Consider the following 23,274-nt stretch of genomic DNA (forward strand, 5'->3'; position numbering starts at 1 on the left):
CGAAGTGCTGTGACGAAGGAACGGTCTGTCCACTTTCAGCACCGTCCCTATGACGGGACGAGTCAACCATTCACAGTTGGGTTGAAGCCGGTTGCGGAAAAGGAATGGCTGGAGCCTGACACCTTCCTGAAACCGCACCTTGCTGAAAAGGCCAGATTGTTCGCAGAAAGGCCCGATGACGTTTTTCGGGCCGAACCTGATACGGAGGCTGCGCAGGCCGAGGTGCTTGGACTGGTTGTGGAGCATCTGCGGCAGTTCCACGGCAGCACACATGACGTCAGTTCAAGCAGTGTCAGCATCCCCGCCGCCGGGCGGTGGATAGACTGCACAGATCTTCCGGCGTTGAAAACAGCGTCCCTGATGGTTCAGGAGGATCTTGTCCTTATGCGCCCGGGACAGGAAGGCTACCGGCTTGTTGCGGCGTCGCTGTGCTTCCCATCTTCCTGGTCTCTGGGACAAAAGTTCGGTCTGTCGATGGCCGATATCCATGAGACCGTACCCGATTTCAACGGCGCGCGCATGGGGCAGATGGTGGCGCGCCTCTTTGACAATCTTAAGCCGGGACAAATTCTTTGCAGGTTCAACTGGTCTGTCTATCCGGATGACAGGCTCCACCATCCAGGTGCTCATCACATTGAGGTGGAAGCGACTGGGCAGGTCCTGGCGTCGCTTTTCTTGCGGGTTGAAAGGCAGACCCTTCGGCGCTTGTCTGGGTCGGGCGATATCCTTTTTACGATCAAGATCCATCATGATCCGATGGCTGCCCTTGAAGGCCAGACTGACAGTTCTGACGTTGCCAGCGGGCTCTCAAGGCAATTGTTGGCGCTAAGCAACGAACAACTGCGCTACAAAGGACTGCATACTTCGCGAGATACACTTGTCGCTGCCTTGCACGAAGTCTCTGAACGGCTGCGGCATTCTGACTGACCTTGCTGCTGGATATTAGCGGCGAGATACATATTTAGTCCGGAGACACTATTTTGAGCCAACCGGGGAGAGCCCTGCAATATGCCACCGTCCAAAGACCGTGAAAGCAATCGCTTCAGCGCCAGAGTAGGGCGCTATGCCAAGGTCGGCACGAATATGGGCGGGATAGCAGCCAAAGTTGCCGGCGCCCGATTGTTTGGCATGGAGCTCGACAACGCCAAGAATGCGGCGGAGCTGGCTGAAGCGCTCGGCGGCCTGAAAGGGCCGTTGATGAAGGTAGCTCAGCTATTGTCCACTATTCCCGACGCGCTGCCGCCAGAATACACAACAGAACTCGCCAAACTCCAGGCAAGCGCGCCCCCGATGGGTTGGGCGTTCGTCAAACGGCGGATGCGGGCCGAGCTTGGTGGGGACTGGCAGAACAGGTTTGCCGAGTTTGGCCGAGAGCCGGCGGCGGCGGCATCGCTCGGACAGGTCCATCGTGCTACCGCGCATGACGGGCGAGTGCTTGCTTGCAAACTGCAATATCCCGATATGGCCTCGGCAGTGGAAGCCGATCTCAAGCAACTTCAAATGCTGTTTTCGCTGCATCGTCGCATGAGCCCGGCCATCGATACGCGGGAAATCGCCAAGGAAATCAGCGCGCGCGTTCGAGAAGAACTCGACTATGGCCGGGAGGCAGCTCACATCGCCATGTATCAGGACATATTGTCCGAAAGCGAAGAGATCAGGGTCCCGAAAGTTGTTGAAGACCTGTCGACCGGTCGTCTACTGACAATGGGTTGGCTGACCGGAAAGCCGCTTCTGGAGTTCAAGGAACATAGCCTTGATGACCGAAACCATCTGGCCAGGACGATGTTCCACGCTTGGTGGCATCCCTTTAGCCATTTCGGCGTGATCCACGGCGATCCGCATTTGGGCAACTACACGGTTTTTGAACAGGAAGGCAAACCAGCAGGCATCAATCTCCTGGACTATGGGTGCATCCGCGTCTTCCCGGAAGCCTTTGTCGAAGGCGTGGTTGATCTCTACCGTGGGCTGCTTGAGGAAGACAACGATCGTGTGGTCTCCGCCTACGAGCGGTGGGGCTTCACAAATCTCAAAAAGGAAGTCATCGAGGTTCTGAACATCTGGGCCCGTTTCATCTATGGACCGCTTTTGACGGACCGTGTGCGTTCGATAGCTGATGGTGTTTCGGCTGCAGAATACGGCCGGAAAGAAGCCTTTCGTGTCCATTCTGCACTAAAGAAACTTGGGCCGGTCACCGTGCCGCAGGAATTTGTTTTCATGGACCGTGCTGCCATCGGACTTGGCGGCGTGTTTCTGCACTTGCGTGCGGAGCTGAACTTCTTTGAGCTGTTCAATGAGCAAATAGATGGTTTTGAGGCTGCAACTGTGCGTGCGCGTCAGGATCGTGTGCTGGGTGCGGCGGGCCTTGCGAATGAAACCCATGCTGCCTGAGCCTAGTTTCTCTGTGCGGAAAACCCCGGCAAGACCAACCGGTCAAAGAGTCGCGTCCGAGAGGCGAATAATGCAATTCGGATCATTGCCGAAGGCACAGGCTTTATTGTATGTAGACTGCCGACTAAAGATTTTTTCTGGGGAACTTCATGTCTGACGAAAACGCACCTGCAATGGACTACGATGCTCACGAGCAGACTTACGAGGGGTTCATCAACTTCTCGAAAGTCGGAACGATCGCCTGCCTGAACATCGTATTGTTGCTGATCCTTTTCGGTTTTGGTGGCACGACTGCTGTTGTTTTCGGTTGGTTGATGCTGATCGCGACAATCGTTTCCTCCGGAATTGGCCTTGCTTTAGGTGCTTCAGGTTGGATCCCGCCTACTGTCGTTTTCGTCCTGACCGGTATCCTTGCGATTCTGACTGTCTGACGGATCGTCGACCCAGACACTGTGTCGGTATTGAAGGCGCGGCCATAGTCGCGCCTTTTGTTTTGGATTGAGACCTGATTGCACAGCTCATGAACCTGCCTGCTCCAACAGCGTTTCACTATGATCCTCCGATGAACCCTTACCTCAGGGTGCTTCATGTTGATGAGGAGTTGCTTGTGGTGAACAAGCCGAGCGGTCTGCTCAGTGTTCCGGGAAAGGCCCTGGAGCACTCAGACTGTATCGAAACAAGGGCAAAAGAGGCGCATGATCAGGCCCGTATCGTGCACAGGCTGGATATGGACACATCCGGCGTGATGGTCCTGGCCATGAATGGCAAGTCCCACAGGCATCTTGGTCTGCAATTTGAAAGACGGAAAACCGAGAAGACCTATATTGCCGTCGTTTGGGGCCATGTGGGCGAGGATACGGGCGAGGTGGATCTGCCGCTCGTTTGCGACTGGCCCAACAGGCCCAAGCAGATGGTCAGTTTCGAGCATGGAAGACCGGCGCAGACACGATGGCAGGTTCTTGAGCGTCATGCACAGACAACACGCCTACGCCTCTTTCCCTTAACGGGGCGCTCACATCAGTTGCGCGTTCATATGCTTTCGATCGGTCATTCGATCATCGGCGACAGGTTCTATGCGCCGGAAGAAGCCCTGGAAGCCTCAGACCGTTTGGCGCTCCATGCTGAGAGCTTGACCCTGCATCACCCTTCGAACGGTGAACGGGTCATGTTTCGAGCTGATTGCCCATTTTAGGAAAACGCAGGAACGATCAGCTTCCGACGCGGCCCAGACCCTCACGCGCGACCTGATTCGAATTGTCCAGTGTGATCGCTCGGGTATAGTTTCGCCGGGCTTCCTTTGGCTTGTTGAGCATCTCCTGTGCAAGGCCGCGATTGGCCCATGCAATTGAAGAATCCCGGTCAAGATTGACGGCCATGGAAAGATCCGAAAACGCCGTGGTCGGGTCGTTTACGGCAATATAGGAAATTCCGCGTGCGGTATAAGGTGCGCTTGCTTTCGGATTCAATCCGATTGCCGTTGCGAAGTCTTCGATGGCCTGGGGATGCTGGTTCTGAGCCTGATAAATCAGACCTCGATTGTAGAACGCACGCGCGTCGCTGCTGTCCCTGGCGATAACGGAGTTGAAATCTGAAAGGGCGGCGGAAAAATTGCCCTGCTGGCGATAGATATTTCCGCGGCCGACATAAGCGACATCGTAATCTGGCTTAATGTTGATGGCCCGGGTGTAGTCGGAAACAGCTTCCTGATTGCGTCCCATGCGACGGTAGACCAGCGCCCGGTTGGCGTAGGTCTGATAGGACTGTGGATTAAGCTGCAGAGCCCGGTCGAAATCCTCGACGGCTTTGTCGAGTTTGCCGGCTTGGCCATAGGCGATGCCGCGCGTGCTGTAGGCGCTGGCGTCGGACGGATTGGCCTCGATCACCGCTGTCAGCGACGCGATATTGGTGGCCGATCCGGCGGACTTGTTCACGGGAACGTTGTTATAAACACTGGACGTATTGCAAGCGGCCAGAAACGTTGCCAGGCTCAGAACAATGGCATGTGGCAGAAAGTTGCGCATGCGGCACATATGATCTCTTACAGTCAAGCGATAAACCATGCCGTTCTTCTGCCTCCAATTGGGCGGGAGTATGGCTAACGATCTCCGTGCGGCCGGTGTCCAGAGCTATCTCTCGCTAAACGCCAAAAAGCCGACCGTGACATCGGCCGGCCTTACGGCAGTTTATTGAGATCGGCAGCGTGGGCTGCCAGGCATGCTCAAGCCGGTTCAGCGGCGAGCGGGCTTGCCAGGAAGCAGGCCTTCACGCTGTGCCCGTTTACGAGCCAGCTTGCGAGCGCGGCGGATCGCTTCAGCTTTCTCGCGCGCTTTCTTTTCAGACGGCTTCTCAAAATGACCGCGAAGTTTCATTTCACGGAAGATGCCTTCGCGCTGCATCTTTTTCTTAAGCGCCTTCAGCGCTTGATCGACATTATTGTCGCGAACCAGAACCTGCACGCGTTTTTTCCCGTTTTCGATGCGCCGCGGCCGTTCCGCAGCAAGAAAGGACTATGAGTTAAGCAAGGTCTTGCCAACAACATTTGCGTTCGGCTTTTACACTCGCATGTAACGCTTATCAACGCCCTGCAGGGCTAAGCATTCACAAGTGCAAAGAAACCTGACCGCCGCTGACGCGTCGCTCACTTTGGTGCGCTTGATACCAGAGCCCGCTGCACCTGTCCACAGTCATTCGAAAAGAAACAGGTTCTGTGGTGGACTTTTGCGCCGTTAGAGGCTGCGAAGAAATGTAGACAGCCTCTGATTTGAGGATTACTGCTGATTGGCTCTCATTTTCAAGATGTCTTTTCCAGGAGAGCATCCATCCAGCCCTGATTTTGGAGGAAACAATGGCGCGGCCAGCGTCCGGGGTCCCCGATTCGGTACAAAAACAGTCTTTGTGGCGCAGTGATATTCTGCCGACGCTGGCGCTCGGCCTGCCATTGGCCGGAGCGCAGATTGCCCAGATGGCGATCAACACGACGGATGTGCTGATGATCGGCAGGCTGGGTGCGCAGGAGCTTGCCGCCTCCGTGCTTGCCTTCAATTTTTACATGCTGCTGTGGTTTTTCGGCATGGGCCTGCTGCAGGCGGTTATTCCCCTGGCAGCACGTGCGCGCGGGCAACGCAAATTGCGGGATCTGCGCAGGGCCGTGCGCATGGGCTTCTGGATTTCGGTGCTTTTTTGCATTCCGGTCTGGTGCATTCTGTTTTTCACGGAATCGATCTTGCTGCTCCTGGGGCAGGAACCGGAACTGGCATACCTGGCCGGTCATTATATGCGCTATCTGCAATGGACCATGCTGCCAGCTTTGCTGATCATGGCCGTGCGCGGATTTTTGACCGTCATGGAACGCACCCAGGTTGTGCTCTGGGCGACAATTGCCGGTGCCGTTGTCAACGCGATCGCCGACTACCTTCTGATTTTTGGTGAATATGGCTTCCCGCGGCTGGAACTTGTTGGCGCGGGCATTGCCTCCGTTTTCAGTGCGACCACAACATTCCTGTTCCTGCTGGCGTATTCCGTTTGGCACCCCCAATTGCGCCGCTACAACATTATGGGTCGTATCTGGCGCTCGGATTGGCCCGTCTTCTTGCAGATCGTTCGACTGGGAACGCCAATCGCCTTGACCATCATAGCCGAAGGTTCGCTGTTTACGGCATCGTCAATCATGATTGGATGGCTGGGCACGCTGCCGTTGGCAGGTCACGGGATCGCACTGCAAATTGCCTCAATCACCTTCATGGTTCCCGTAGGGCTATCGGTCGCGGCCATGACCCGGGTCAGCCTTGCGGCCGGCCGCGGCGATCATGCAGGTGTCGGCAGGGCAGGCTGGACTGCGCTTTGCACGACAGTTGCCTTCATGGGGTGTTTCGCTGTCGTGTTCTGGAGCATTCCCGAAGTTCTGGTTGGATTATATCTGGATCTCAGCGATCCTGAAGCCAGTGAGGTACTTCGCTACGGTGTCTCGTTCCTGCTTGTGGCAGCGTTGTTTCAGCTAGCCGATGGCGGCCAGATCATCGGTGTCAACAATCTGCGCGGACTGGGGGATACTACGATCCCTCTGTTTTTTGCACTCTTCGGCTATTGGGTCGTTGGTATCAGCCTGTCCCTCGGCCTTGGTTTTGCCGCCGGCTGGGGAGGTGTTGGCGTCTGGTGCGGTTTGGCTGGCGGCCTTGCATCGGTCGCGGTTCTGGCAAATCTGCGCTTTGCAAAGAGGGAACGTCTCGGCCTCGTGACCTTCTGATCCCGTCAGCCGGTTTTGCTCGAAATCCGGTTGACGTGACCCATCTTGCGTCCGTCCCTGGTTTCGGCCTTGCCGTAAAGGTGCAATTTGGCAGAAGGCTCTTCCAGAACGGCCTTCCAGTCATCGGCGTCATGGCCAATAAGGTTTTCCATGACGACGTCTGAGTGACGCGTTGCAGCGCCGAGCGGCCAGCCCGCGACGGCACGAATATGCTGGTCGAACTGAGAGGTGAGACACGCATCCTGCGTCCAGTGACCGGAATTGTGAACCCGCGGAGCAATTTCGTTGACGAGCAATTGTTCGCTGCCACCGCTCTTGACCAGAAACATCTCCACGCCCATCACGCCGACATAGTCTAGGCCTGTAACGACTTTTTCAGCCATGTTCCGCGCCGCATCCAGCGTTTCCTTCGCAACACCCGCCGGCACTGTGGAGGTTTTCAGAATGTGATTTTCATGATGATTTCGGGCGATGTCGTAGCTGGCGCAATTGCCATCAAGATCTCTGGCCACGATGACGGACACTTCACATTCAAAATCAATCAGAGCCTCGAGGACGCTCGGCACATTGCCTAGTCTTTCATGGGCCATGGCGACATCATTAGGAGTGCGGATCATCAGCTGACCCTTGCCGTCATAGCCGAAGCGCCGCGTCTTCAAAACACCTTTCCCGGCAAACTCAGCAACGGCCCGGTCGACGTCCTCCTGAGAATTGATCTCCCTGAAATCTGCAATCGCAACGCCTGCATCCGACAGAAACTGTTTTTCTGACAGTCGGTCCTGGGACACGGAAAGTGCTCTCGCGCCAGGGCGTACGGCGACTTTCCGGTCAAGATGGGCGGCAGTTGGCCCCGGAACGTTCTCGAATTCGTAGGTGACAACGGAAACGGCCGCCGCAAATCGATCAAGCGCATCCACGTCCTCATAAGGAGCAACGGTGAAGTTGGAGCTGACATCGAAAGCGGGACTGTTCGGATCCGGGCAAAAGATGTGCGATTTCAACCCGAGGCTGGCAGCTGACTGCGCCAGCATCCGGCCAAGCTGTCCGCCGCCGAGAATTCCGATCGTGTCGCCGGGGCTCAAACGGATTTTGTCAGTCATATCGTGAAATCCTGCTGCGGAGACTTCAGGTGGTTTACCGGACAGCCCTAGTCGTCCGACGGCGTCTCGGCAACTGCTGCGGTGCGTTCGGCTCTAAATTTGTTCAAGGCGTCTTCAATAGCGCTGCTTTGCAGGGCAAGAACCGCGGCGGCCAAAAGGGCGGCATTGGTAGCGCCGGCCTTGCCAATCGCAAGGGTGCCAACCGGAATTCCTGCCGGCATCTGAACAATGGAAAGCAGGCTGTCTTCACCCGAAAGCGCCTTGCTTTCCACCGGCACACCGAAGACCGGAAGCGATGTCAGGGATGCCGTCATGCCGGGCAAATGGGCTGCACCACCGGCGCCTGCAATGATAATCTTGAAGCCCTCGTCTTTCGCGCCCTTGGCGAAGTCGTACATGCGGTCCGGTGTGCGGTGGGCTGAAACGATACGCGCCTCATAGCTGACACCCAGTTGGTCGAGCGTATCCGCCGCGTGTTTCATAGTCGGCCAGTCAGATTGACTGCCCATGATGATTGCGACATCCGCTTGTGCCATTTTGCGCTCCAGTATCCGGCGGGCTCAGAAGAGCCGCGGAGTATAGGCAGCGCGCCGCGCATCGCAAGACGCAAACGATCGAATTTCTTCATTGTGGCAGCGAAGGGAGATTGGGCATGCCAGGGCAGTGGAGAATTGCGGCGCTTCAGGCGATGATGTCGGGGAACAACTGGTCTTCCAGAGCCGAGATACGGTCCTTGATCATCAGCTTCTTCTTTTTCAGGCGCTGGAGCTGAAGAGCGTCATGGTTCGAAGTTGCGCCGAGTGCTTCGACGGCAACGTCAAGATCCCGGTGTTCCTGACGAAGCTGCGCCAGCTCCAACCGCAAAGCATCCTGATCCATTCGCGCCATCTATGTCCCCTAAAGCCGGACATGAGTCCTAGTCTATTTTGCAGCTGTCGGGCAAGATAGCATCTTTGGCAAGTCGACAATCATGCTTCCCGGACCATTTTGCCCTGGAAATGAGACAAAATGACGTAGAAATCCTGATGCTGTGGAAAATGTCATCGGGCAAATCACTCATGAGAATTTTTTGTGAGTTTTGAGCCTCTTATTTGCCCCTGGTTTTTCAGGATTTCCTAAGGTTAGTTGGAAGAATGCACTATTTGACGGCAAAGCGTCTCAGATATGCAGATTCAGCAATCGACAAGCCTGGAAAATGTGTGGCACGATGAAAAGGTTGAGCCAACAGACAGGAGAAAAATTCCATGTCAATGCAGTCACATCTCGCAGAACTTGAGCGCCGTCACGCTGAAATGAAACGCAAGATCGAAGACGCTCTGATGCATCCGAGTACCGACTCCCTGCAATTGGCTAACATGAAGCGACAGAAACTCAAGATTAAGGATGAGATCGAGCGACTACGCAGTAACGACACGCTGCACTAGCGATCCCCTTGAAAAGAGAAATCGAAACGCCGTGCTTCGCGCGGCGTTTTTTTATATTTGGGTGCAGCTTGCCGGATGGCGGTGTTGGCAAGGTCAGAAGAAGTTTTTGTCCAATTCTATAGGGCCTTGGCCTGTTCCCTAAGTGCAAATTTCTGGATCTTGCCTGTCGACGTTTTGGGCAATTCACAAAAGACCACCGTCTTCGGCGCCTTAAATCCTGCCAAATGGGTTTTGCAAAAGCTGATCAGACCCGAATCGCTGACTTCAGCCCCCGGTTTCAATTCGACAAAGGCACAAGGCGTCTCGCCCCATTTCTCGTCCGGCCTGGCAACCACGGCTGCGGCTTGAACATCGGGATGTTTGTAAAGCACTTCTTCCACTTCTATTGAGGAGATGTTTTCACCACCCGAAATGATGATGTCCTTTGAGCGGTCCTTGAGCTGGATGTATCCGTCCGGATGCCGAACGCCGAGGTCGCCTGAATGAAACCATCCGCCCATGAAAGCCTTCTCGGTTGCCTCGGGGTTTTTCAGGTAGCCTTTCATGACGACGTTGCCGCGGAACATGACTTCTCCAAGCGTTTCTCCGTCCGAGGGAACAGGTTCCAGGGTTTCCGGATCAAGCACGGTGAGATCTTCCAAAGCGACATACCTCACGCCCTGGCGCGCCTTTTTCTGGGCCTGTTCTTCAATGGAAAGAGTGTCCCATTCCCGTTTCCAGTCATTCACGACGGCCGGGCCGTAGACTTCCGTCAGACCATAAAGATGGGTGACATTGAAGCCTGCGGTTTTCATGGCAGCCAGCACGCTTTCGGGAGGCGGGGCTGCTGCGGTGAAGAACTCGACTTCCCTATCAAGTTCGCGGCTTTGGTCAGGGGCGGCATTCAGGAGCGTGGACATGATGATGGGAGCGCCGCACAGATGGGTCACTCCCTCGTCGGCAATCAGGTCCCACATGGCGTTCGGCCTTACCCAACGCAGACACACGTGCGTGCCGGCGACAATGGACAGCGACCAGGGAAAGCACCATCCATTGCAGTGAAACATTGGCAGAGTCCAAAGATAGACCGGATGTTTGCCCATCGCGGCTGTGATGACGTTGGCCTGAGCCAGAAGGTATGCGCCGCGGTGATGATAGACGACACCTTTGGGGTTGCCGGTCGTGCCGGAAGTATAGTTGAGCGTGATTGCGTCCCATTCGTCGTCCGGCAGGGACCAGTTGAACTCGGGGTCTCCCGTTTGAATGAATTGCTCATAATCGAGCGACCCGAGCCGTTCACCCTCCTGCGGAAATTCCGGGTCGGAATAGTCGATAACGATTGGCTTTACGCTCGCGATCGAGAGGGCTTCCTTGACCACCGACGCGTATTCCCGGTCGGTGATGAGCACTTTCGTGTTGGCGTGGTCGAGCTGGAAAGCGATGATTGCCGCGTCCAGCCGCGTATTCATGGAGTGGAGCACAGCCCTGGCCATTGGAACACCGTAGTGGGCCTCAAGCATGGGCGGGACATTGGACAGCATCACACTGACAGTGTCGTCCTTGCCGGAACCGAGATTGGCGAGCGCTGAGGCAAGTTGGCGTGAACGGCGATAAAAAGTCCGGTAATCAGTGCGCTGTCTGCCGTGTATGATCGCCGTGACTTCCGGAAATACATCAGCGGCGCGTGCCAGAAAACTGAGCGGTGACAGAGCCGCGAAGTTCGCAGCGTTTTTTTCAAGTCCCCGCGTAAACGGACTGACGCCTGTGTCCATGATCATCCTCCCTTGATCGCCTTCAAGCAGCATGAAAACCGGAAACGGCCGACCGCGCAATTCATCATTGCAGGGATCCGACCGTTCAGGCCAGCAACCCGATCAGACCGTCATAGGTGAGTTTGACACCGATTAGGCCCATGAAAATGTAGATAACCGAATAAAAGATATCGGCCTTGACGATCCTGACCAGCCATACGCCGACCAGCGTTGCGACCAGGGCGACTGGAAAGAGAGCGACCGATGTCGACAAGTTTGTGGCATCGAATTGACCGAGCAGAAAATAGGGAACCAGCTTGATCGCATTGACCGTTGCGAAAAAAATTACGCCTGTTCCGGCAAAGAGCATGGGTGCGAGACGCAGCGGCAGCATATACATCTGAAAGGGCGGTCCGCCCGTATGGCTGATGAAGCTGGTGAAGCCTGCAACAGTTCCCCAGAAGGTCCCCTTTGCAACGCTGTGGCTTTTGGCTGCGTCGTTTTTGCGTTGCTTGAAGAGATAGTCGGCAACGAAAGCCAGGGACATGATCCCGATCAGAAAGATAACAAAGGCATCGTTGACATAGGCCGCTGTTGCCCAACCGATGCTGATGCCGACAACAGCTGCCGGCATCAGAATTGCCAGAGATCTCCAGTCTGCCCGGCCACGATAGGCTAGCAACGCGATCAAATCCATCACAATCAGGATCGGCAACAAGATGCCAGCTGCCTGGATAGGGGGGATGGCCAGCGACATGATCGGAACCCCAAGCATGGCGAATGTGCCACCAAAACCGCCTTTGGACAGGCCAACGAAAAAAATCGCAGGAATCGCCGCAGCGTAAAACCAGATGTCTGTAATCGGGGTCATGGGCAAAGGAACGCGAGAGGTACAGGGGAAGGGACCGGCAAACAAGCATGCCAAAGTGTTTACGTAAAGTCCCGACCGTCGAATTGCCTACGCGTGAAGGCTTGCAATTTGACCTTACCTTACAGCACTCTGTCCGGCAAAAGGCGGGGTTTTGACCCGGTCGGCGTTTGGGAGGACATAGCGATGGCAAGCCGGTATCACGAGGTCTATCAGGGCTGGAAAAACGATCCTTTGGGATTCTGGAAAACGGCGGCTTCTGAAATCGACTGGGATTCGACATCCGACACGATTTTTGATCCGGACCAGGGGCAATACGGTCGCTGGTTTCCGGACTGGGAGTGCAACACTTGCTACAACTGTCTCGACAGGCATGTGGAACGGGGGCGGCCAGGTCAGCCAGCGCTGATTTACGATAGCCCGATTACCGGCAGAACGGCGACATACACCTATGCTGAACTCCTGGAGGAGGTGGAAGCGCTGGCCTGCGTGCTGTCCGATCGGGGGCTGCAAAAGGGTGACCGGGCCATCATCTATATGCCGATGATCCCCCAAGCGGTCATGGCCATGCTGGCTTGCGCCCGGCTTGGCATCGTCCATTCGGTCGTTTTCGGTGGCTTTGCGGCGAACGAGTTGGCAACACGTATCGACGATGCAACACCAAAAGCCATCATCGCGGCTTCCTGCGGAATCGAGCCGGGCCGCGTGATCGCCTACAAACCGTTGATCGATAACGCGATTGAATTGGCGTCCCACTCGCCGGAGTGCTGCCTGGTTTATCAACGCGACGAAAAGCCAGCCGATATGGTCGACGGACGTGATTTCGACCTTGGAGCGCTGCAGGCGCAAGCCGTTGCCGAAGGCCGCAGAATCGCCCCGGTCACCGTCAAGGCATCGGATCCGCTCTACATTCTTTATACGTCCGGAACGACAGGCCAGCCCAAGGGCGTGGTGCGCGACAATGGCGGCCACATGGTCGCGTTGAAATGGTCGATGAGCAACCTCTACGACATTCAACCGGGCGAGGTGTTCTGGGCCGCATCAGACGTCGGCTGGGTGGTTGGCCATTCCTACATCTGCTATGCACCTTTGCTGCATGGATGCACCACCATCGTCTTCGAAGGCAAACCGGTGGGAACACCGGATGCCGGGACTTTCTGGCGGGTGATCTCGGACCATAACGTGGTGTCGCTGTTTACGGCGCCGACGGCATTCCGGGCGATCCGCAAGGAAGATCCGGGTGGAACACTGATCAGGAAATACGATCTATCCCAGTTCCGGTCGCTGTTTTTGGCCGGTGAGCGTGCCGACCCGGAAACGGTCAATTGGGCCATCGATCAGCTTCAGGTGCCGGTGATCGATCATTGGTGGCAGACCGAAACGGGATGGTGCATCGTCGGCAACCCGATGGGTTTGGGAAAACTGACGGTCAAGCCGGGATCTCCTACCGTTCCAATGCCTGGATACGACGTGCAGGTGCTGGATGATGCCGGTCATCCGCTTGGGCCGAATACGCTTGGAAACATTGTCGTAAAACTGCCGATGCCGCCTGGTTGCCTGCCGACGCTGTGGAATGCGGATCAGCGTTTCTTTGATGCCTATCTTGCCGAGTTCCCGGGCTATTACAAAACGGCTGATGCCGGCATCATTGACGATGATGGCTATCTTTCGATCATGGCGCGGACCGACGACATCATCAATGTTGCCGGTCACCGGCTTTCTACCGGAGGCATGGAAGAGGTTCTGGCGACCCACGCAGACGTTGCCGAATGTGCGGTGATCGGCATTGCCGACAAACTCAAAGGTCAGCTGCCCTGCGGCTTCGTCGTCCTCAAGGCCGGTGTCGATCGGGAACATGAGGTTATCGAAAAGGAACTGATCGGGCTGGTTCGTGAAAAGATCGGGCCAGTTGCGGCTTTCAAGATCGCAATTACTGTCGAACGTCTGCCGAAAACCCGTTCCGGAAAGATCCTGCGAGGTACCATGCGCCAGATCGCAGATGGTGAGAGCTACAGGATGCCCGCGACGATCGACGATCCGGCGATTTTGGATGAAATAACCGTCGCCTTGAAATCACACGGGATTTCCAGCTGACATCGTAGCCTTACGTTACTGGAGGCACGTGACTGCCATCGACACCGCGTGAATTGCGAACTAATGTCGGGCCGCCGCAGAGCGGCCCGCGCACAAAAAAGCGCAATTTGAAACCAACAGCGGTGAGGATTCCGTGTCTCTGGAAAACAAGGTTGCCATTGTAACCGGCGCAGCTCGAGGTATCGGCTTCGCCGTCGCCAAGCGATTTGTCATGGACGGCGCCAAAGTCGTGATCTGCGACGTCGATGACGACGCAGGCGAGAGCGCGGCGGATGATCTGAAGACGCTCGGCGAGGCCACCTATATTCATGCAAATGTGGCGGAACGTCTGGATGTTCGCAATCTGGTCGCCGAAACTCTGAACGCTTATGGTGAGATAGATATTCTGGTGAACAACGCAGGAATTGTCTCCGGCGCTGATTTTCTTGACTTTGAAGAAGACGAATTCGACCGTGTTCTGTCGGTCAACCTCAAGGGGGTCTTTCTGTGTTCGCAGGCCGTTGCCCGCCATATGGTCGAAACGGTGGAAAATGGCGGTACGCCAGGCTGCATAATCAACATGTCGTCCATCAATGCGGTGTTGGCCATTCCCACCCAGCTTGCCTATTGCGTTTCAAAGGGCGGCGTGTCGCAGCTGACAAAAACAGCGGCTCTATCGCTGGCAAAACACGGTATTCGCGTCAACGCGATTGGGCCAGGGTCAATCATGACGGACATGCTGTCGTCGGTGAATGACGATCCGGCAGCCAAACAAAGACTTTTGTCGCGCACACCTTTGCTGCGTGTAGGCGATCCGGCTGAGATTGCAGGTGTCGCCGCCTTTCTGGCGTCTGAAGATGCAAGCTATGTGACGGGACAGACCATCATCGCCGATGGTGGTCGCATGCCATTGAACTACACGGTGGAAGTGCCGGACGAGGATTGACGGCGACTTAGCGTCTGACGGTGGCTTGACCGTGTTCTTGCAGATTTCCTAGACCGCTTCGGCCTGTCTTTCCGCATCGAACTGCAGACGAGCAAGTTTGGCATAAAGCCCGCCCGCCGCGCTGAGATCCGTGTGCGTGCCGGTTTCTGCAATGCGGCCCTCGTCCATGACGACAATTCGGTCCGCTTTCAGAACCGTCGCCAGGCGGTGCGCTATGACGAGCGTTGTGCGGCCTTCCATCAATTGGTCGAGAGCTTTTTGAACCAGTCGTTCGCTTTCAGCATCCAGCGCACTTGTGGCTTCATCCAGCAAAAGCACCGGTGCATCTTTCAAAACGGCTCGGGCAATTGCGATCCGCTGGCGCTGTCCGCCTGACAGGGTTACGCCGCGCTCGCCGACCAGTGTGTCATAACCGTCCCTCATTGCCGCAATAAATGAGTCTGCCAAAGCGGCCTTTGCAGCAGCAATCACTTCCTCTCGGCTGGCGTCTGGTCGGCCATAGGCAATGTTCTCGGCAATGCTTGCTCCAAAAACGGCCGTGTCCTGCGGCACAAGTGCAATCTGTTGGCGCAGGCCCTTTGGGTCGAGTTGTTTCAGATCCACTCCGTTTAACCGAATGATGCCTTCGGCCGGGTCGTAGAACCGCATCAGCAGATTGAATAGTGTCGATTTTCCTGCGCCGGATGGGCCGACCACGGCAACCGTTTCACCAGGAGCAATTTCAAGTGACAAGTCTTTCACTACCGGCATGTGCTCGGCATTGCGATAAGCGAAGGATACATCATCGAAAGAAATGGACCCGCGTGGTTCAGCAGGCAGGCTGACCGGCATAGCCGGAGCACTGATCTCCGATTCGATATCCAGGAGTTCAGACAGTCGTTCAGCCGCGCCGGCAGCTTGCGACAACTCTCCCCAGACTTCCGAAAGCGTTGCGAGTGAACCGGCCGCAAGAATTGAATAGAGCAGGAACTGACTGAGCTCGCCGCCGGTGATGCGTCCTGAAAAGACGTCGCTTGCACCGATCCACAAGACGGCGACGATGCTGGCACCAATCACCATGATGGCAAAACCCGTCAGTGCGGCGCGAGCCATGATGGCTTTGCGGGCTGCTTGAAAAGCTGCGTCGACGGCACTGCCGTAGCGGTCCGCGCTTCTGGCTTCGTGGGTGAAGGCCTGCAAGGTTTTCACCGAACCGAGCATCTCGCCTGCATAGGCCGATGCATCGGCCAATGTGTCCTGTGCAAAGCGCGACCGTTTGCGGACCTGTCGCCCGAAGCCCAGGATTGGCACCAGGATCACAGGAATGGCTGCCAGAACAATGACGGACAGTCGCGGACTGGTGACGACCATCATGACCGAAGCCCCGGCGAACATGATGAAATTGCGCATCGCCTGCGAGGCACTTGCCCCGAAGGCAGATTTTATCTGGGTGGTGTCCGCAGTCAGCCGCGAGAGTATCTCTCCTGATTTCGCAGTGTCGTAAAAGGTGGGACTGAGCTGCGTCAGGTGCGCGAAAACGTCCGACCTGAGTTCGGCGACAACACGTTCACCGATCCACATGACCAGGAAGTATCGTACTGCGCTGGCAGTCGCCAGGGCACAAACTACACCGACCAGAACCGCAAAATAGGAATTCACCAGCGCAGGATCATCCGCCCCGAATCCAAAGTCGATCATGCGGCGAACCGCGTTGGGCAGAATGAGTGTGATCACGGCAGCAGAAAAGAGGGCAACCAGGGCGCCGATGGCCATACCCTTGTGCTTGCGAAGATAGGGATCAATCGCGTCAATGGCTTCAGGGATCTGCGTACAGATTTCTGCTCTTGCTGCGTTTGTGATGCAGGGGCGTCGGCCACAAGTCTCTCCTCATGCTTTTCAAGCCGTCTTTAGCATGTTCCGCAAAAGGCTCAATGGCATTGATCAAGTTCTATGGAAACTGCGCAGATCGGACTTTTATTTTTCGATGTCGCCGTTTGAAACCGATGTTCGAGATTGAAAGGATTTGCCCGATTTTGCCTCTTGTTTTGCACTCCACCTTAAGGTATATCCCCGCGACATGTTTCTGAGGGCGGCGTCCGCAACCGGATCGGCGGCCCTTTACTACGTTTTACGCCAAGATAACGACTTTCCCTGAAAGACCATCCTGGTGTTTGAAAGGACCGGCCATGAAAGCGGATATCCATCCCGACTACCACACCATCAAGGTCGTCATGACCGATGGTACCGAATTCACCACCCGTTCCACCTATGGATCGGAAGGCGATACACTGCAGTTGGACATCGACCCGACGTCTCATCCGGCTTGGACCGGTGGTGACCGTCAGCTGATGGACCGCGGTGGACGCGTGTCGCGCTTCAAGAACAAGTTTGCTGGTTTCCTCGGGTCCTAAACACCGAGAGACAGCCTTGATTGAAAAAAACCCGGCTTTGGCCGGGTTTTTTGTGCTTGGAGACAATTTCTCATCATGACATCGGCGACTAAGCATCGCGGTCAGTTTTTGGCAGTGAAAAGGTTTTCAGCCGACGAGGCTGCCGTAGACTAGTCGCTTGCGCTGCCAAATCGACCTTTCAAATTCAAATCCGGGTTCATTTGAATATCTGCCGAAGTGTCTATTGGTCTTCTGAGCTTGTTTTGACCCCTGGTTTGGCGTCGTTGGTCCAGCCAGGCGGCATGAAAATTTTTCCAAGCCGCGATTTCAGCGAACCTGACCGGAAAACATCTCTCAGCAGAAGCACTGTTTCACTGAAATTGATCACAAAGGGATTTGACGAGCCGACAGGTTTGGTTATTCCGAAAAGGACTTCCTCTGTTTCTGGAGCATAGGTGCCAAACAGCTTGTCCCAGATGATCAGGATGCCGCCGAAATTCTTATCAAGATAAATCCGGTTCCGGCCATGGTGAACGCGATGGTTCGACGGGGTGTTGAGCACCGCATCGAGAACTTGAACCTTCCCGATTTTTTCAGTGTGGATCCAGGATTGATAGGCAATCACGACAGCCAGTGCACCAATCACCTGAGCCGGATCAAACCCTATGACCACCATTGGGACAAAGAATATCCAGGTAAACAAGGCCTCGATCCAGGCCAAACGCAGCGCCGTACTGAAATTGAATTCAGGCGAAGAGTGATGAACGCTGTGATAGGTCCAAAGCAGGCGTACACGATGTTCGCATCGATGCATCCAGTAGTATGTCAGATCGGCCAATAGGACTGCTATCAGCCAGGACCACCATGACAGAGGCAAGTTCGCAACGGCTAGTCTCTCTGATGCGAAGATGCCGACAACGAATATGGCGCCGAACGCCAATCGTTCCAGAAGACTGTTGACGATCGAAATGAAGATGTTTGTGCCGGTTTCCTTCAACGACTTCCGGTATCCGGAAAAGACATCCCACGCTGCTTCGGAGACCAGCATCAAGAGAAAGACAAGACCGATCATTTCTATGACGGAGAATACCGGGTCAACAATGGACAAACGCAACTCGATATTATCAAACATCACAAACTCCTTTAAAAACGAACGTTCGTTCGTTTAGATATAATCGTGCTGTGCGAATTGCAAGTGGGCGCAAAACCTGAAATGAGAACTGGTCGTAGCTTCGATCCAGAAACGTCAACAATCCACGGAAATGCGGGTCATGGAAAAGAAACCGGAACTGTCCCTTCGTGAGGAAAAGACAGCGCGCCGGCGCAGTCTGATCATCGAAGCGGCTGCGACGCTTTTTATCCTCAAGGGTTTTCATCAGACGGGCATGCGCGACATAGCCGGGCAGGCAGACATAAGTCTTGGAAATCTATACAATCATTTCAAGGGAAAGCATGAAATCATAGCTGCTATTTCAGAGATTGAAGCTGCGGAAATGGAGCCGCTGTTAAGTCATCTGGAAAATGCCCCGGATAGCGGTGACGACGCTCTGATGGAGTTCGCTCAAGCTTATTTCGCAGTCTGTTCTTCTCCGGCAAATGCAGCTCTGAGTGCGGAAATTGTTGCGGAGATCTTCAGAAATCCGGATATCGGTAGTGTGTTTTCAGGCACAAGAAAGCGACTGATAGGTGCTGTTGAAAGATACCTTCCCGACAATTACTCGAACCGGACCGCAACCGCAGGACTTGTTCTCGATCTGATCGAAAGGGCGGGGCAGAGTGCCGTCGGAACCAGCGATGCGTTGCAGAGCGACATCAAAACAGCCTTGCTTGAAGTCATAGGTCGTCTGGTGGAGCGCTCATGATCGCGGGCGCGGGGCAGAGGGCCCTGGCAAATGAAAATCGAGGCAACCTTCGTGAGTTGGTTGCGCCGCGCGCCCTCCGAGGCCTGCGACCAACAAAAAAAGCCGCCAGTTGGCGGCTCCTTCGTGTTCCTGGACCCCGACTGGTTTAGCCGAGATTTCCGAACGCTGCGTGCAGCTGGTTGATTTGTGAGGCGACCGGATTGTCATTGTTTGCTTCCTCGGTCTGCGGTTCGTCGCCGCCGCGGTAAAGCATCTTGTCCAAATGCACAACGCGCTCTTGCAGGCGTGTCGAGCGGCCGACCAGGTCTCGCAGGGTATCGGGAAGCTCGTCCCAGGACGGACCGCCGGTCGCGCTGCTGAGCTTGTCCAGGCGCACCTTATTCTTCTCGCTGCCAGCCTGTTCGCGGGACATTTCGCCTTCGTTCACAGCTCTTTGCAGCAGAAGCCAGGATGCAAGCTGCATCAGACGGGTTGTCAGGCGCATGGATTCTGTTGCGTAGGCTAGCGATGCCGGACGGGGCAAGTCTTTGGCTTCTTCGCGGCCGGAGCCATCCAAATACATGGCAGTCTCTTCAACCAGTGACATGCCTTCCTGAAACAAAGTCTGGAAATTGTCAGAACTGGCAAGATGATGAGCGATGTGCACGGTGCCTATCGCTTCTTCGGCTGTTTTGATGTCTTCCGTCATAGGATTGCTACGCCTCAGTTACACTTCCGGTTCGACTTGCATTTTTATCATTGCATGTCCCGAAACATGTCATTTCGGGTCAGGTGTCCCATTTTAGAACGATGCAGGTCTTCGTACCAACTACTGAGCAATCTCCATGCCAAACTCGCTCAAATGTGGCGCTTAACCAGAACGGTACCAAGGATACCATGAGCGTGGCCCAAAAAAAGAGCCGCACGGTTGCGGCTCTGAAGTCTTTAACAGGGAGGCGTCAAACAGAGTGGACAGGAGCCACTCACATCCAGATGACTGGATATACAAATTTATACTTTGGAAAGATTAATAAGAGGTAAACGAGTAAATTTTTACCTAGCTGGTTTACCTTGTTCATCGTCGAGTTCTCAGAATTAGTTCAAAGACTGTAATAAATGCCAAGGCTATTTCTGAAAGATCGAGTTTGCCGCATCGCGAATAGTACCTCGTTGCTCGAGTTCTTTCTGCGTACGGTTAATTTCTTCGCGTAATGCCTCTATCCGCTCATTAAGGTCGTTTTCCGAATGACGTGAAAGATCCTCGCCCACAGCGATGGGGTCGCTCTCAGGTTTCTTGGGGACATCTTCGTCAAATAGGCTCATTGTTTCCTTCCCCGGAATGTGAGACGCAGGAACGAAATGGACCGGTCGGAAAAAGCTGGATGCGTTCAAATCGGCCCTTTGTCAATTTATCATAGTCCGGGCATCGAGCCGTGGACCAGTCCCAAAATGAACCAGAAGGAACGATCTTCATGCAAAAATTGCCGGTTAGCATGTCTGTTGTTGCAATTTCGGAAGCGGGCGGTCCGGACGTGCTGCAGCTTGAAGAGCGTTCCGTTCCGGAACCAGGTGCAGGAGACGTTCTGATCCGTGTCCATGCTGCCGGTGTGAACCGGCCCGATGTTCTCCAGCGTTTGGGGGCCTATCCGCCGCCAAAAGGAGCCTCGGATCTGCCCGGCCTCGAAGTGTCGGGGGAAATTGTTGCGTGCGGCGAAGATGCTAGAGACCACAAGATTGGCGATATGGTGACTGCGCTGGCACCAGGCGGCGGATATGCCGCCTACTGCAAAGTGCCGGCGGGACATGCGCTTTCAGCTCCTCAGGGACTGACGATGATCGAGGCCGCGGCCCTGCCCGAAACCTTCTTCACCGTTTGGTCGAACGTGTTTGATCGATGCGGACTGTCCGGTGGTGAGAGGTTTCTGGTCCATGGCGGAACGTCCGGTATCGGCACAACTGCCATTCAGTTGGCGAAGGCGTTTGGCGCCGAGGTCTTCACAACGGTGGGATCGGAAGAAAAGGCAGAAGCTGTTCGCGCCTTGGGTGCTGACCACGCGATTGTCTATCGTGAGCAAGCCTTTGAAAAGGCGATCCATGAGATCACGAATGGTGAGGGGGTGAATGTGATCCTCGACATGGTCGGGGGAGACTATGTTGAACGGAACTGGAAAGCCGCCGCAGTCGAGGGACGGATATGCCAGATTGCCACACTGAATGGGCTTTCAGAGAAGGTGAATTTCTCACGTTTGATGGTCAAGCGGCTGACACACACGGGATCGACTTTGCGCCCTCGCAGCGACGCTTTTAAAACGGCGATTGCCGAGAACCTCAAGGCAAGGGTCTGGCCGATGCTCGAATCGGGAAAAATCAAGCCGGTTATGGATTCCACGTTTCCGTTAAGCCAGGCAGCAGATGCTCACCGGCGCATGGAAAGCTCTGAACACATTGGTAAAATCGTTCTTACGATGGAGGTTTGATTTCCGGGTACGGTCGGTAACGCGCAATGATTGCGTTCCCATTTGCGTTTCCCCTGCGTTTTCACTATATTCCGCCCACTTCCCATTAATGATAAATGGAACACTGCTTTTTCGCCCCGCCGGGCGAGGGAGCCGATGAGAGGAATTTACCCGATGGCGAACACGCCGCTTATGCCAAAGGCAACCGCCGTCTGGCTCGTGGACAACACCGCGTTGAGCTTCACGCAGATTGCGTCCTTCTGCAGACTGCACCCGCTCGAAGTGAAGGCGATTGCCGACGGAGAAGCCGCACAGGGCATCAAAGGTCTGGATCCGATCCTGACCGGGCAGCTCAGCCGCGAAGAAGTTGAGAAAGCCCAGAACGACCCGAACTATCAGCTGAAGCTTCAGGGGTCGAAAGTGATCGTGCCGGAGTCAAAGCGCAAGGGGCCGCGTTACACGCCCGTTTCGCGCCGCCAGGACCGTCCGAATGCAATCCTCTGGCTTGTGCGCAATCATCCGGAACTGAAAGACGCGCAGATCATTCGCCTGGTTGGTACCACCAAGCCGACCATCGCAGCAATTCGCGACCGTACGCACTGGAATTCCGCCAACCTGACACCGTCAGACCCTGTGACACTCGGCCTCTGTAGCCAGCTGGAGCTGGACATGGAAGTTGAAAAGGCAGCCAAGAATGCTCCGCAGCCGATGGTCGGAGAGCCGGTAGAGAGATTGATGCCGGTTGAAGAAACGACAAATGAAGACGCCATCGCGGCTGCTTTCTCCTTTGATCCGAGCCAACCGGTCAAACGTGAGGAAGAAGAAGAAATCGATGCGGACGCTGTCTTTGCGAATCTGGGCTCGCTGAAGAGTGAAGTGAGCGAAGAGAGCGAAGAAGGCGAAGAGGGTGATGAACCCGCAAGCGAAGATATTGTGCCTGAGGCTGAAGGCGAGGAAGCCCAAGAAACCGAAGGTGAAGAAGACACCAAGTAATTGGTGGCTTGCCCGATTTTTCAGAACCGCCGGTTGTCTGCAGCCGGCGGTTTTTTTTACCTGGCAATCGATCATTGTTTCCGGCATCAAGTAGCTTGTTTGCCGGTACGGTTCGCATTTGCTCACGACGACAGCACGGTTTCAGGGGGTTTTGTCGCGCTTGAAGCGACCGATTTGAATGTTGCTGTTCTCGCCGATCGCAAATCGCATGCAATAGAAGATGACGATCAGACTCAATACCATCCACAGACCGCCCCAGAACACGGTCGGTAGGCCGAACTCCTCTGACAGCATATAGGCATCTGAACGCAGTCCGGATCTTCGGATCGTGTCGTCGAAAATGTCGTAAGGGACGTAGAAGATGCTCGACAAACCGATGATCCGGAGCACCATGTCATTGATCTCGAGGCTTAAGAATCGAGCGATTGCGAGCATTCCAAGGCCGGTGACGCTGCAAAAGAGCAGCGGGAACCAGTCCCGGATATAAAGCAGGGTGACCAGGAGCATGACAACGCCGAACAGCGCCAGGATTTGACGATCGAAATCGGTGCGCAGCGCGAGAATCAGAAGTCCGGCACCCAAGATCAGTGAGCCAAGATAACCAGCGGACAGAGTCAAAAACCTGTTGCCGCCACTCGAGATCACGTGCCCGCCCTGGTTTGGCGACAATGAGAGATCGAGCACCGTGCCTCCGGTCAGGATTGCCGCGATGGCGTGTGACAACTCGTGCAGGAAGACAATCAGGATTTTGAGCGGAATGACGAGGGGTGTGTTCCACAGCAGGAACAACACCACCATGATCAATATCAGCTGCCAGTGGTTTTTCAGGATCTGCATTTCATC

The 23,274-nt window shown here is 55.2% G+C and carries 23 protein-coding genes and 1 pseudogene; 12 read left to right on the forward strand and 12 right to left on the reverse strand.

Going from position 1 to position 23,274, the window contains the following annotated elements; all coding sequences use genetic code 11:
- The first annotated feature begins 9 nt into the window (after positions 1–9).
- From ACZ1HV_RS19360 to ACZ1HV_RS19375, 4 genes are all read left to right on the forward strand, one after another.
- Positions 10–927: a heme-dependent oxidative N-demethylase family protein gene (locus ACZ1HV_RS19360; RefSeq protein WP_472716042.1), complete on the forward strand. Its 918-nt coding sequence runs from the start codon at positions 10–12 to the stop codon at positions 925–927.
- 81 nt (positions 928–1,008) lie between these two features.
- The gene (locus ACZ1HV_RS19365; RefSeq protein ID WP_298819835.1) at positions 1,009–2,388 is read left to right on the forward strand and encodes an ABC1 kinase family protein; all 1,380 of its coding nucleotides are present in this window, start codon (positions 1,009–1,011) and stop codon (positions 2,386–2,388) included.
- 149 nt (positions 2,389–2,537) lie between these two features.
- The gene (locus tag ACZ1HV_RS19370) at positions 2,538–2,819 is read left to right on the forward strand and encodes an aa3-type cytochrome c oxidase subunit IV (protein WP_298819837.1); all 282 of its coding nucleotides are present in this window, start codon (positions 2,538–2,540) and stop codon (positions 2,817–2,819) included.
- An 89-nt stretch (positions 2,820–2,908) separates the two neighbouring features.
- Positions 2,909–3,580 carry an RluA family pseudouridine synthase gene (locus ACZ1HV_RS19375; protein WP_472716043.1) on the forward strand — a complete coding sequence of 224 codons (672 nt, stop codon included), beginning with the start codon at positions 2,909–2,911 and terminating at the stop codon, positions 3,578–3,580.
- Positions 3,581–3,596: 16 nt separating this feature from the next.
- Here ACZ1HV_RS19375 and ACZ1HV_RS19380 read toward each other — a convergent pair whose 3' ends face one another.
- Together ACZ1HV_RS19380 and rpsU are read right to left on the reverse strand one after the other, a co-directional pair.
- The gene (locus tag ACZ1HV_RS19380) at positions 3,597–4,448 is read right to left on the reverse strand and encodes a tetratricopeptide repeat protein (RefSeq protein ID WP_298819841.1); all 852 of its coding nucleotides are present in this window, start codon (positions 4,446–4,448) and stop codon (positions 3,597–3,599) included.
- A 168-nt stretch (positions 4,449–4,616) separates the two neighbouring features.
- On the reverse strand, positions 4,617–4,844 hold the full coding sequence (gene rpsU / locus ACZ1HV_RS19385; protein WP_298819843.1) for a 30S ribosomal protein S21: 228 nt from the start codon (positions 4,842–4,844) through the stop codon (positions 4,617–4,619).
- A 389-nt stretch (positions 4,845–5,233) separates the two neighbouring features.
- Between rpsU and ACZ1HV_RS19390 the strand changes: the two genes are divergently transcribed.
- Entirely contained in the window at positions 5,234–6,631 is a 1,398-nt protein-coding gene (locus ACZ1HV_RS19390; protein ID WP_298819845.1) for an MATE family efflux transporter, read from the forward strand.
- 5 nt (positions 6,632–6,636) lie between these two features.
- Here the strand turns inward: ACZ1HV_RS19390 and ACZ1HV_RS19395 are convergent, their stop codons facing one another.
- From ACZ1HV_RS19395 to ACZ1HV_RS19405, 3 genes are all read right to left on the reverse strand, one after another.
- The gene (locus ACZ1HV_RS19395; protein WP_298819847.1) at positions 6,637–7,731 is read right to left on the reverse strand and encodes a 5-(carboxyamino)imidazole ribonucleotide synthase; all 1,095 of its coding nucleotides are present in this window, start codon (positions 7,729–7,731) and stop codon (positions 6,637–6,639) included.
- A 47-nt stretch (positions 7,732–7,778) separates the two neighbouring features.
- The gene (gene purE, locus ACZ1HV_RS19400) at positions 7,779–8,267 is read right to left on the reverse strand and encodes a 5-(carboxyamino)imidazole ribonucleotide mutase (RefSeq protein WP_298819849.1); all 489 of its coding nucleotides are present in this window, start codon (positions 8,265–8,267) and stop codon (positions 7,779–7,781) included.
- Between the two features lie 145 nt (positions 8,268–8,412).
- Complete coding sequence (locus ACZ1HV_RS19405; protein WP_298819851.1) at positions 8,413–8,619, reverse strand: YdcH family protein; 207 nt, start codon at positions 8,617–8,619, stop codon at positions 8,413–8,415.
- Positions 8,620–8,975: 356 nt separating this feature from the next.
- Here ACZ1HV_RS19405 and ACZ1HV_RS19410 point away from each other — a divergent pair, with 356 nt between their 5' ends.
- Positions 8,976–9,155: a YdcH family protein gene (locus ACZ1HV_RS19410; RefSeq protein WP_298819853.1), complete on the forward strand. Its 180-nt coding sequence runs from the start codon at positions 8,976–8,978 to the stop codon at positions 9,153–9,155.
- 116 nt (positions 9,156–9,271) lie between these two features.
- Here ACZ1HV_RS19410 and ACZ1HV_RS19415 read toward each other — a convergent pair whose 3' ends face one another.
- Complete coding sequence (locus tag ACZ1HV_RS19415; protein ID WP_472716044.1) at positions 9,272–10,906, reverse strand: acyl-CoA synthetase; 1,635 nt, start codon at positions 10,904–10,906, stop codon at positions 9,272–9,274.
- 85 nt (positions 10,907–10,991) lie between these two features.
- Positions 10,992–11,756, reverse strand: coding sequence for a sulfite exporter TauE/SafE family protein (locus ACZ1HV_RS19420; RefSeq protein WP_472716045.1), 765 nt, complete (start codon positions 11,754–11,756; stop codon positions 10,992–10,994).
- Between the two features lie 183 nt (positions 11,757–11,939).
- On the opposite strand from ACZ1HV_RS19420, the gene ACZ1HV_RS19425 reads away from it, so the two are divergent.
- Together ACZ1HV_RS19425 and ACZ1HV_RS19430 are read left to right on the forward strand one after the other, a co-directional pair.
- Positions 11,940–13,847, forward strand: coding sequence for a propionyl-CoA synthetase (locus ACZ1HV_RS19425; RefSeq protein ID WP_472716046.1), 1,908 nt, complete (start codon positions 11,940–11,942; stop codon positions 13,845–13,847).
- 133 nt (positions 13,848–13,980) lie between these two features.
- The gene (locus tag ACZ1HV_RS19430; protein WP_298819861.1) at positions 13,981–14,772 is read left to right on the forward strand and encodes an SDR family NAD(P)-dependent oxidoreductase; all 792 of its coding nucleotides are present in this window, start codon (positions 13,981–13,983) and stop codon (positions 14,770–14,772) included.
- A gap of 48 nt (positions 14,773–14,820) precedes the next feature.
- Here ACZ1HV_RS19430 and ACZ1HV_RS19435 read toward each other — a convergent pair.
- A pseudogene (locus ACZ1HV_RS19435) lies at positions 14,821–16,628 on the reverse strand (ABC transporter transmembrane domain-containing protein).
- A gap of 309 nt (positions 16,629–16,937) precedes the next feature.
- On the opposite strand from ACZ1HV_RS19435, the gene rpmE reads away from it, so the two are divergent.
- Positions 16,938–17,162, forward strand: a complete 225-nt coding sequence (gene rpmE / locus ACZ1HV_RS19440; RefSeq protein WP_152499888.1) for a 50S ribosomal protein L31 — start codon at positions 16,938–16,940, stop codon at positions 17,160–17,162.
- A gap of 220 nt (positions 17,163–17,382) precedes the next feature.
- Here the strand turns inward: rpmE and ACZ1HV_RS19445 are convergent, their stop codons facing one another.
- Positions 17,383–18,273 carry a sterol desaturase family protein gene (locus tag ACZ1HV_RS19445; RefSeq protein ID WP_472716047.1) on the reverse strand — a complete coding sequence of 297 codons (891 nt, stop codon included), beginning with the start codon at positions 18,271–18,273 and terminating at the stop codon, positions 17,383–17,385.
- 139 nt (positions 18,274–18,412) lie between these two features.
- On the opposite strand from ACZ1HV_RS19445, the gene ACZ1HV_RS19450 reads away from it, so the two are divergent.
- Positions 18,413–19,003, forward strand: coding sequence for a TetR/AcrR family transcriptional regulator (locus ACZ1HV_RS19450; protein WP_298819870.1), 591 nt, complete (start codon positions 18,413–18,415; stop codon positions 19,001–19,003).
- Between the two features lie 145 nt (positions 19,004–19,148).
- Here the strand turns inward: ACZ1HV_RS19450 and rcdA are convergent, their stop codons facing one another.
- On the reverse strand, positions 19,149–19,691 hold the full coding sequence (rcdA, locus tag ACZ1HV_RS19455) for a protease adaptor protein RcdA (protein ID WP_298819872.1): 543 nt from the start codon (positions 19,689–19,691) through the stop codon (positions 19,149–19,151).
- A gap of 416 nt (positions 19,692–20,107) precedes the next feature.
- Positions 20,108–20,305, reverse strand: coding sequence for a DUF1192 domain-containing protein (locus tag ACZ1HV_RS19460; RefSeq protein WP_298819874.1), 198 nt, complete (start codon positions 20,303–20,305; stop codon positions 20,108–20,110).
- A gap of 149 nt (positions 20,306–20,454) precedes the next feature.
- Here ACZ1HV_RS19460 and ACZ1HV_RS19465 point away from each other — a divergent pair, with 149 nt between their 5' ends.
- A complete protein-coding gene (locus ACZ1HV_RS19465; RefSeq protein WP_472716048.1) occupies positions 20,455–21,459 on the forward strand; it encodes an NAD(P)H-quinone oxidoreductase in 1,005 nt (334 codons plus the stop codon).
- A gap of 153 nt (positions 21,460–21,612) precedes the next feature.
- Positions 21,613–22,431, forward strand: coding sequence for a DUF1013 domain-containing protein (locus tag ACZ1HV_RS19470; RefSeq protein WP_472716049.1), 819 nt, complete (start codon positions 21,613–21,615; stop codon positions 22,429–22,431).
- Positions 22,432–22,572: 141 nt separating this feature from the next.
- Here the strand turns inward: ACZ1HV_RS19470 and ACZ1HV_RS19475 are convergent, their stop codons facing one another.
- Positions 22,573–23,268 carry a M50 family metallopeptidase gene (locus ACZ1HV_RS19475; protein ID WP_298819880.1) on the reverse strand — a complete coding sequence of 232 codons (696 nt, stop codon included), beginning with the start codon at positions 23,266–23,268 and terminating at the stop codon, positions 22,573–22,575.
- Between the last annotated feature and the right edge of the window lie 6 nt (positions 23,269–23,274).

Source organism: Roseibium sp. JB4-4 (assembly GCF_055693425.1).

Excerpts from the sequence above, each read along its gene's own strand:
- ACZ1HV_RS19425 (WP_472716046.1), top strand. The coding sequence starts at position 11,940 with ATGGCAAGCCGGTATCACGAGGTCTATCAGGGCTGGAAAAACGATCCT.
- ACZ1HV_RS19365 (WP_298819835.1), top strand. The coding sequence starts at position 1,009 with ATGCCACCGTCCAAAGACCGTGAAAGCAATCGCTTCAGCGCCAGAGTA.
- ACZ1HV_RS19415 (WP_472716044.1), bottom strand. The coding sequence starts at position 10,906 with ATGGACACAGGCGTCAGTCCGTTTACGCGGGGACTTGAAAAAAACGCT.
- rpmE (WP_152499888.1), top strand. The coding sequence starts at position 16,938 with ATGAAAGCGGATATCCATCCCGACTACCACACCATCAAGGTCGTCATG.
- ACZ1HV_RS19410 (WP_298819853.1), top strand. The coding sequence starts at position 8,976 with ATGTCAATGCAGTCACATCTCGCAGAACTTGAGCGCCGTCACGCTGAA.
- ACZ1HV_RS19445 (WP_472716047.1), bottom strand. The coding sequence starts at position 18,273 with ATGTTTGATAATATCGAGTTGCGTTTGTCCATTGTTGACCCGGTATTC.
- ACZ1HV_RS19380 (WP_298819841.1), bottom strand. The coding sequence starts at position 4,448 with ATGGTTTATCGCTTGACTGTAAGAGATCATATGTGCCGCATGCGCAAC.
- ACZ1HV_RS19420 (WP_472716045.1), bottom strand. The coding sequence starts at position 11,756 with ATGACCCCGATTACAGACATCTGGTTTTACGCTGCGGCGATTCCTGCG.
- ACZ1HV_RS19450 (WP_298819870.1), top strand. The coding sequence starts at position 18,413 with ATGGAAAAGAAACCGGAACTGTCCCTTCGTGAGGAAAAGACAGCGCGC.
- ACZ1HV_RS19470 (WP_472716049.1), top strand. The coding sequence starts at position 21,613 with ATGGCGAACACGCCGCTTATGCCAAAGGCAACCGCCGTCTGGCTCGTG.
- ACZ1HV_RS19465 (WP_472716048.1), top strand. The coding sequence starts at position 20,455 with ATGCAAAAATTGCCGGTTAGCATGTCTGTTGTTGCAATTTCGGAAGCG.
- rcdA (WP_298819872.1), bottom strand. The coding sequence starts at position 19,691 with ATGACGGAAGACATCAAAACAGCCGAAGAAGCGATAGGCACCGTGCAC.
- ACZ1HV_RS19375 (WP_472716043.1), top strand. The coding sequence starts at position 2,909 with ATGAACCTGCCTGCTCCAACAGCGTTTCACTATGATCCTCCGATGAAC.
- ACZ1HV_RS19460 (WP_298819874.1), bottom strand. The coding sequence starts at position 20,305 with ATGAGCCTATTTGACGAAGATGTCCCCAAGAAACCTGAGAGCGACCCC.
- ACZ1HV_RS19475 (WP_298819880.1), bottom strand. The coding sequence starts at position 23,268 with ATGCAGATCCTGAAAAACCACTGGCAGCTGATATTGATCATGGTGGTG.
- ACZ1HV_RS19395 (WP_298819847.1), bottom strand. The coding sequence starts at position 7,731 with ATGACTGACAAAATCCGTTTGAGCCCCGGCGACACGATCGGAATTCTC.
- purE (WP_298819849.1), bottom strand. The coding sequence starts at position 8,267 with ATGGCACAAGCGGATGTCGCAATCATCATGGGCAGTCAATCTGACTGG.
- ACZ1HV_RS19390 (WP_298819845.1), top strand. The coding sequence starts at position 5,234 with ATGGCGCGGCCAGCGTCCGGGGTCCCCGATTCGGTACAAAAACAGTCT.
- ACZ1HV_RS19405 (WP_298819851.1), bottom strand. The coding sequence starts at position 8,619 with ATGGCGCGAATGGATCAGGATGCTTTGCGGTTGGAGCTGGCGCAGCTT.
- ACZ1HV_RS19370 (WP_298819837.1), top strand. The coding sequence starts at position 2,538 with ATGTCTGACGAAAACGCACCTGCAATGGACTACGATGCTCACGAGCAG.